Here is a 5,676-nt window from a genome sequence, read left to right on the forward strand (position 1 = left end):
GAACGCCACCGCGCCACCGGCGAGGACAGCGGTGGCGGCGCCAGCGATGATCCAGGGCCGCGTGCCGTGGCGGTGTGACCGCCGGACGTCCTGCAGCGCCGTCGGCAGGCCGGTCACCGCCTCTTGCGCGGCGGCCAGCTGCTCGGCGATGGTCTCCTGCGCGAGGGCCAGTTCGCGGGCCAGCTGGCCTTCTCGGTAGCGCCGACGCAGATTCGAGGCACCCGCCTGAGCCGAGTCGAGTCCCAGGCCGAGAACGCCGCGCGCGACATCCACCGGACCCACCGCTGTGTACGTCAGGCCACGGGTCAGTCGCTGCCGCGGAGTCAACGGAGTCTTCGTCTTCGCGCTCATCTCCCGCCTTTCCCGGCCCGATGGGCCGCACGTACCGACTTCTCAGACTGCCATCAAGACAACGGCTGCGGGTCGAATGAGTGGATGTGCGTCGGCATACCGCCGCACACCCCGGTCGCCCCCGTCACCAGTGGCAGCACCGACCAATGGCAGACTGTGCTGTCGTGACCACCAGCCCTATTCAAACCGCCACGGCGACCCTGCACACGAACCGCGGCGACATCAAGATCGCCCTGTTCGGCAACCACGCTCCCAAGACCGTCGCCAACTTCGTTGGCCTGGCGCAGGGCACCAAGGAGTACTCAACCGAGAACGCTTCCGGCAGTTCGTCGGGCCCGTTTTACGACGGCGCGGCGTTCCACCGGGTGATCAGCGGCTTCATGATCCAGGGTGGTGACCCGACCGGCACGGGTCGCGGCGGCCCGGGTTACAAGTTTGCCGACGAGTTCCATCCGGAACTGCAATTCAACAAGCCTTATCTGTTGGCGATGGCCAATGCGGGCCCCGGCACCAACGGGTCACAGTTTTTCATCACCGTCGGCGAAACGCCGCACCTGAACCGGCGGCACACCATCTTCGGTGAGATCGTCGACCCCGAATCGCAGCAAGTCGTCGACACGATAGCGACCACCCCGACCGACCGGAACGACCGGCCGAACGAGCCCGTCGTCATCGAGTCGATCACCATCTCCTAACGGCCCGAGCGCGTCTCACAGCGCCGCCTCGGGATCGCCCGGTCCACCCGATCGCGGGCCTGAGTAACCGGCCGCCGTCAGGGCGTCGAGTACCTCCAGCGGCGGGGTGCCGAGGTCCCACCGCGAGAACACCAGCAATCGGTCGTCGGCGGTGTCGATTTCGAGCAGCTGGACCTTGCGACCAATGCGACGGAACTCGGTGATTCTCACCAGCGTCAGATCAGCCGGCGACAACAGCTGTTGCCGCCACCAGCCGCGGACGACAAGCCCGCCGGCGGTGATCGCCAGCCTCGGCCGTGCGCGCCACGAGAAGCCTGCAAACCCCAGCAGCCCCACTGCGACAACACCGGCGAGGACCTTACCGGGCGGATCTGTGATGGCAGTCGCACTCAAGACGGCCATCACCGCGCCGGCGACACCGCAACCGGCGATGCCCGCCGTCGGCGGCGCCCACTCGGTTCGCTCTCCGCCGGGGCTAGCCGGTCCCACCACGGCCGACACAGTTATCCACAGGCGTTATCAACAATGGGGATGAATCACAAGCGTGTGATTGGGTGGCCGGGACGTTGCCGGCTCGCTAACCTCGCAGAACTGGACTGAATGCACCACGGCGTATCCGCGCGCTCAGTGCCAACGCATCGTGAGCAACAACCCGCTGATCATGAAAGCAAACGCGATCGCGTAGTTCCACGGGCCGAGCTGCGCCATCCAGTTCAGAGCGGCCGGAGCATCAGTGCCCGTGGCGGCCAACTGGAACACCATCAACCAAGCCAGCCCGATGAGCAGCAGGCCGCAGAAGAATGCGACAAACCACACGCTCGACGGGCCGGATTTGATCTTGACCGGGGTGCGGCTGACAGCGCTGACGGTGAAGTCGTTCTTCTTACGAACCTTTGACTTAGGCATTCATACCTCGGACAGTTGTGCAGGGCGGGTGCCACGATGGCGACTGCAGCGGGAGAATTGTCGGATACGAGACTAGCTCACCCCTCGCCGTGATCAGGGAACGGAGACCCGATGGCTGGCTGGATCGCCGGGCTCCGGCGCCCGTTACGGTCGGACGCGCCTCATGACCGCTCGCCATGGCGGCTGGGTGTTCCAGTGGTGTGTCTGCTCGCCGGAATGCTGCTCGCCGCCACGCACGGCGTCTCCGGTGGAGGGGAGATACGCCGCAGTGATGCACCGCGCCTGGTCGACCTGGTCCGCGCCGAGCAGTCCTCGGTCGATCGTCTCAGTGCCGAACGAGACGCGTTGGCCACCCGTATCGACTCGACGCACGGGCGGTCGATCAGTGGCGCCTTGGCGGCGATGCTGAAGCGGTCAGCGGAGCTTGCCGAAGACGCCGGTGCGGCTCCGGTGCACGGACCGGGCCTGGTGGTGACGCTGACCGACGCGCAGCGCGACGCCAACGGGCGCTTCCCTCGCGACGCCTCCCCCGACGACCTTGTCGTGCATCAGCAAGACATCCAGGCGGTCCTCAACGCGATGTGGAGTGCCGGCGCCGAAGCGGTCCAGATGCAGAATCAGCGCCTGATCGCCACCTCGGCGCCCCGCTGCGTCGGGAACACTCTGCTGCTCAACGGACGCACCTACAGCCCGCCCTACACGATCGCCGCTGTGGGCGATGCGGCGGCGATGCAGGCCGCGCTGGCCGCCGCTCCGCTGGTCACGCTGTACAAGCAGTATGTGGTCCGGTTCGGTCTGGGCTACGACGAAGCGGTGCGCCCGGATCTGCAGATCGCGGGTTTCACCGAGCCGGTCCGGATGCAATTTGCGCGGCCCGCGGGGCCGGTTGGGTACTGACGGTAGCCTGACACGGTGCGAATTTTGGTCGTCGACAACTACGACAGCTTCGTTTTCAACCTGGTGCAGTACCTCGGACAGCTCGGTGTCGAGGCCCAGGTCTGGCGAAACGACGACCCCCGGCTGTCCGACCAGGCCGCCGTGGCCACGCAATTCGACGGGGTGCTGCTCAGCCCGGGACCGGGCACGCCGGAACGCGCGGGCGCGTCGATCGGCCTGGTGCACGCCTGCGCCGACGCCCAAACCCCGCTCCTCGGAGTATGTCTCGGACACCAGGCGATCGGCGTCGCCTTCGGCGCCACCGTGGACCGCGCGCCGGAGTTGTTGCACGGTAAGACAAGCAGCGTCTATCACGGCAATACCGGTGTGGTGCAAGGGCTTCCGGATCCTTTCACCGCGACCCGGTATCACTCGCTCACGATCCTGCCGGAAACGTTACCCGCCGAGCTCGAGGTGACCGCCCGGACCCGCAGCGGCGTGATCATGGGCGTGCGGCACACCGGGCTACCGATTCACGGCGTGCAATTCCACCCCGAATCGATCCTCACCGAAGGCGGGCACCGGATGCTCGCCAACTGGCTGACGTTCTGCGGCCAGGCCCTCGACGACGCGTTGGTCCGCAGGCTGGAGAATGAGGTGGTTGCCGCGGTGCGGCCGCTGGCGGTTACTGACCGAACTTCAGCGTGATGTTGCCGTCTTTGTTAACGCTCTGACCCGGCGCCGGGCTCTGGTAAATCACCCGGTTGCGCGCCGAGTTACCGGCGTCGACATCGGCACCCTTGACCAGTACGCCGGTCCACCCAAGCGCGCGCAGCTGCGGTTCGGCATCGGCCCAGAACATGTTGGACAGGTCGGGCATCATGAACTGGTTGCCTTTGGAGACCTGCAACTCGATCACCGAATCCAGCGGCACCGTCGCGCCCGCCGGCGGGTTGATGCCGAGCACATCACCGGCCGGTCGGGGACTGTCCACCGGAGTCTGGCTGATCTTGGTGAAGCCGTAGACATCCAGGTTCTTCTGCGCAATGTCGACTGTCTGACCCACCACGTCGGGGATCTGCTTGGTCGCGGGCCCCGTTCCCACGATGATCGTGATCTCGTTGGTGATCGCCGAGGTCTGGTTGGCCGGCGGACTGGTGCCGACCACGCGGCCGTTGAATTCCGGTGTCGAAGGCGAGTTCACCTCCCTGAATCGGCTGAACCCGGCGAACTTGAGCTTCTTCACCGCGTCGGTATAGCTCAATGAGGACACGTCGGGCAGTTCACGCTGCTCCGGCCCGGTCGAGACGTTGATCGTGATCTCGTCGCCCGCGCTGACCGACGCATTGGCGCTTGGATCGGTTCCGATGACGTGATCCGGCGGCACCGTCGAATCGGGCTTCTGCTGCGTGCGGGTTTTGAAGCCCCGATTCTGCAACGCAGCGATCGCGTCGGCCGACACCTCCCCGCGCACGTCCGGCACTTGGACGTTGCGGGTCTCGCCGCCGAACGTGTTGATCAAGATGGTCACCGCGACGGTCAGCACGGCCAGCACGGCCACCACGATCAACCAGCGGCTCACCGAACCGACGGTGCGGTCGGTGGTGTAGTCGAGCTGCTGTCGGGGCGACGGATCCGCATGGTTGGCGACCGAACCCGACGCAGGGGTGGACGACAGCAGCGACGTGCGGTCCGCGTCAGTCAGCACCTTGGGCGCCTCGGGAGGCTCACCGTTGTGCACCCGGACCAGATCGGCGCGCATCTCGGCGGCCGTCTGGTACCGGTTATCGGGATTCTTGGCCAGCGCCTTAAGCACCACGGCGTCAAGATCGGCGGAAAGCCCTTCGTGCCGCTGAGACGGCGGAATGGGATCTTCACGAACATGCTGATAGGCCACGGCGACGGGTGAGTCACCGACGAAAGGTGGTTCCCCGGTCAGCATTTCGTACAGCACACAGCCCAGGGAGTACACGTCGGAGCGGGCGTCGACCGGATCGCCCCGGGCCTGCTCCGGGGAAAGGTATTGCGCCGTGCCGATGACGGCCGCGGTCTGGGTGACGCTGACGCCGCCGTCGGCGATCGCCCGGGCGATCCCGAAGTCCATCACTTTCACCGCGTTGGTCGTGCTGATCATGATGTTCGCCGGCTTGACGTCACGGTGGATGATGCCGTGTTGGTGACTGAAGTTGAGCGCCTGGCACGCATCGGCGATGACCTCGATGGCCCGCCGGGGCGGCATCGGACCGTCGGTATGGACGATGTCGCGCAACGTGACGCCGTTGACGTACTCCATCACGATGTACGGCAGCGGACCGGCAGCGGTCTCGGCTTCACCGGTGTCGTAGACAGCGACGATCGCCGGGTGGTTCAGCGCCGCGGCGTTCTGTGCTTCGCGGCGAAACCGCAGGTAGAAGCTAGGGTCGCGAGCCAGATCAGCTCGCAGCACCTTGACGGCGACGTCGCGGCCCAAGCGGACATCGCGGGCCAGGTGCACCTCGGACATCCCACCGAAGCCGAGGATCTCCCCCAGCTCATAGCGATCGGACAGGTGCTGAGGGGTGGTCATCGTAGTGTCTCGGGATGAGGTTGTTCCAGCGAAAAAACCAGGCGATGTCCGCGCTGGTGGCGCCCCGTTCGGCTGGATGGCTGTGCCGGCGCCGTACTCGCTCCGCCGGACGACTTGGCGGGCGGGGTTCCAGTGTCGGTGACGGTCGGAGGTGACTGTTGCTGGGTGCTTTCGTTGTGCGAGTTGACGACGATCAACACCGCGATGATGATCGCCAGGGCGCCCAGCACACCCGCCGCCCACAGCAGCGCGCGCTGACCGGACGAGAACGTGCGCCGGGGC

The 5,676-nt window shown here is 66.3% G+C and carries 7 protein-coding genes and 1 pseudogene; 3 read left to right on the top strand and 5 right to left on the bottom strand.

Annotation, left to right across the window (positions count from 1 at the left end; genetic code table 11):
- On the bottom strand, nt 1-351 hold a 351-nt coding region (gene cwsA, locus WA317_RS08025; RefSeq protein ID WP_425172528.1), incomplete at its 3' end, for a cell wall synthesis protein CwsA.
- A gap of 146 nt (nt 352-497) precedes the next feature.
- Between cwsA and WA317_RS08030 the strand changes: the two genes are divergently transcribed.
- On the top strand, nt 498-1,046 hold the full coding sequence (locus WA317_RS08030; RefSeq protein ID WP_425172529.1) for a peptidylprolyl isomerase: 549 nt from the start codon (nt 498-500) through the stop codon (nt 1,044-1,046).
- 15 nt (nt 1,047-1,061) lie between these two features.
- Here the strand turns inward: WA317_RS08030 and WA317_RS08035 are convergent, their stop codons facing one another.
- Nucleotides 1,062-1,538, bottom strand: a complete 477-nt coding sequence (locus WA317_RS08035; RefSeq protein ID WP_425172530.1) for a PH domain-containing protein — start codon at nt 1,536-1,538, stop codon at nt 1,062-1,064.
- 132 nt (nt 1,539-1,670) lie between these two features.
- A complete protein-coding gene (gene crgA, locus WA317_RS08040; RefSeq protein WP_425172531.1) occupies nt 1,671-1,952 on the bottom strand; it encodes a cell division protein CrgA in 282 nt (93 codons plus the stop codon).
- 111 nt (nt 1,953-2,063) lie between these two features.
- On the opposite strand from crgA, the gene WA317_RS08045 reads away from it, so the two are divergent.
- A complete protein-coding gene (locus WA317_RS08045) occupies nt 2,064-2,849 on the top strand; it encodes a DUF881 domain-containing protein (protein ID WP_425172532.1) in 786 nt (261 codons plus the stop codon).
- Nucleotides 2,850-2,864: 15 nt separating this feature from the next.
- Nucleotides 2,865-3,536 (top strand): aminodeoxychorismate/anthranilate synthase component II, encoded by a 672-nt coding sequence (locus WA317_RS08050; protein WP_425172533.1) that lies wholly within the window; start codon nt 2,865-2,867, stop codon nt 3,534-3,536.
- Here WA317_RS08050 and pknB read toward each other — a convergent pair.
- Nucleotides 3,514-5,394 (bottom strand): Stk1 family PASTA domain-containing Ser/Thr kinase, encoded by a 1,881-nt coding sequence (gene pknB / locus WA317_RS08055; RefSeq protein WP_425172534.1) that lies wholly within the window; start codon nt 5,392-5,394, stop codon nt 3,514-3,516. The genes WA317_RS08050 and pknB overlap by 23 nt on opposite strands.
- A pseudogene (locus WA317_RS08060) lies at nt 5,391-5,676 on the bottom strand (hypothetical protein); the annotation flags it as partial. The pseudogene WA317_RS08060 and the gene pknB, both read right to left, overlap by 4 nt.

Origin of the sequence: Mycobacterium sp. (assembly GCF_049802695.1) — a bacterium.
Lineage (GTDB): Bacteria > Actinomycetota > Actinomycetes > Mycobacteriales > Mycobacteriaceae > Mycobacterium.

Bases quoted from the DNA above. Each gene is read 5' to 3' on its own strand.
- WA317_RS08030 (WP_425172529.1), top strand. From the start codon at position 498: ATGGCAGACTGTGCTGTCGTGACCACCAGCCCTATTCAAACCGCCACG.
- pknB (WP_425172534.1), bottom strand. From the start codon at position 5,394: ATGACCACCCCTCAGCACCTGTCCGATCGCTATGAGCTGGGGGAGATC.
- WA317_RS08045 (WP_425172532.1), top strand. From the start codon at position 2,064: ATGGCTGGCTGGATCGCCGGGCTCCGGCGCCCGTTACGGTCGGACGCG.
- crgA (WP_425172531.1), bottom strand. From the start codon at position 1,952: ATGCCTAAGTCAAAGGTTCGTAAGAAGAACGACTTCACCGTCAGCGCT.